3 protein-coding genes are annotated in these 1,515 nt (G+C 58.3%); 2 read left to right on the top strand and 1 reads right to left on the bottom strand.

The features are described 5' to 3' along the window. Positions 1-349 precede the first annotated feature (349 nt). Together EOA24_RS44180 and EOA24_RS44175 are read left to right on the top strand one after the other, a co-directional pair. The gene (locus tag EOA24_RS44180) at positions 350-565 is read left to right on the top strand and encodes a hypothetical protein (RefSeq protein WP_348633105.1); all 216 of its coding nucleotides are present in this window, start codon (positions 350-352) and stop codon (positions 563-565) included. Then, positions 514-762, top strand: coding sequence for a hypothetical protein (locus EOA24_RS44175; RefSeq protein WP_348633104.1), 249 nt, complete (start codon positions 514-516; stop codon positions 760-762). Before EOA24_RS44180 ends, EOA24_RS44175 begins: the two co-directional genes overlap by 52 nt. A 69-nt stretch (positions 763-831) precedes the next feature. On the opposite strand, the gene EOA24_RS42145 is transcribed toward EOA24_RS44175, so the two are convergent. After that, positions 832-1,002, bottom strand: coding sequence for a hypothetical protein (locus tag EOA24_RS42145; protein ID WP_167449170.1), 171 nt, complete (start codon positions 1,000-1,002; stop codon positions 832-834). Positions 1,003-1,515 lie beyond the last annotated feature (513 nt).

The following is a 1,515-nucleotide window of genomic DNA, read 5'->3' as shown; positions in this document are numbered from 1 at the left end:
GCGGGAGAGCACACCCTTCACACGGGTGGGGTCGCAGGTTCAATCCCTGCATCGCCCACCATCTAACCTCCCGAAATGGTTAGATGATTTAGCTTCCAAGCAATTTCTTGAGAATGTCTCCGGAGCGCAACTGTCGCGCAGCGATTTTTTGACCTCGGCTCAGTGCAGAATCCGGACTGGATGAACGCCGAGGTTCCAGGTTCTCCCCGCATCGTTTGAGTGGTGGCCGTCGGCGCGAAGCGCGGAGCCGTTAATTCGAAAAAGTGAAGATGCCATGTCGGTTCGGCGGACGGTCAAGCGTCTTCAAAGAGGCACCGGGACCGGTATCTCGACAACGAAGGAATGACCGATGAGCAAGAGGATCTTTGTGAGCCTGCCAGTTACCGACGTGAAGGCGTCCAGGGCTTTCTACGAATCCCTTGGTTTTAAGAACAATCCTGAGTTTCCCGATGAGGCCGCGGCCTGGATGGTATGGAGTGAAGAGATCAACTTCATGCTGCTCAGCCGGGAAAAATGGCAGATGATGACGACGCGCCCGATCCCGCCATCACGTCGAGCGAGGTGATGTTGGCGCTCTCTCTGGACAGCCGCGACGCCGTCGACGCAATGGCCGCCGCTGCGGCCGCTAACGGCGGCACGGCCGACATCAATCCAGTCGAAGATCATGGGTTCATGTACACTCGCGACCTTGCCGACCCCGATGGTCATGCCGTGGGCGCGATGTGGATGGACGTCTCCGCAATGACATCGGCGTCGTCATGACGCCTTGACGTTGCCGGATCGGCGTCGTCATGACGCCTTGACGTTGCCGGACACGAATGCCGCGGGCGCCTAAATCAGCCCCCGTCTCACATTCATGCGCGTTACCGCCGTCACCAGGACTGCGCCGGTCATGAAATAGAGCGTGGCGATGATGTGGCCCTGGTGGAAGTGCAGCCCGGCAAACAAAAGGGCCGTGACCACGGCAAGGAAGGCGATGACGCGAGAGAAGGCATCGGGCATGGGGCGACCTTGTGCAATGTGTTGACTGGCCGCCCTCAATTCGGCCGATCGCTCCATAGATCGGTTTTCGATTTTTCGCAATCAGGCCCATTGGCGTATCTGTGACCACCTTCACATACGTCAGACAGGGTTTGCGCGCAGATATCGTAACGGGGGCGCCAACGGCTTGGCTGACCTGCAGATCCCGAAGACGGCCTCCGGACTGGATGCGGTTTCGCAGGAAGGAATTTGATCACGTAGCCATTTTCAGATTTGCTGTCTGCGCGCTGGGCACCTCCCACCCAAGCGCGCGGACGGCGTTCTCGAAGGATCGGTCCGTAACCGCCAGTGCGCCCGGTCTCCTTACAGTTGCCGGCTTATCCGGTTTCGACGTGTCGGGCATGACATTGGAACATTTGTCAGCCACCCGCCGAACGGAGAGTCACCATAGAAGGAGACGACGCTTTGATCGAGCACGCACTTATCCTACAATTTCCGTCTAACCAGAGGCGGAATCGTATCATGGCTACAAAC

The organism is Mesorhizobium sp. M2A.F.Ca.ET.039.01.1.1 (genome assembly GCF_003998035.1).
Taxonomy (GTDB): domain Bacteria; phylum Pseudomonadota; class Alphaproteobacteria; order Rhizobiales; family Rhizobiaceae; genus Mesorhizobium.
Note: the sequence above shows the minus strand (reverse complement) of the source record. Positions and strands in the feature narration are given on the sequence as shown.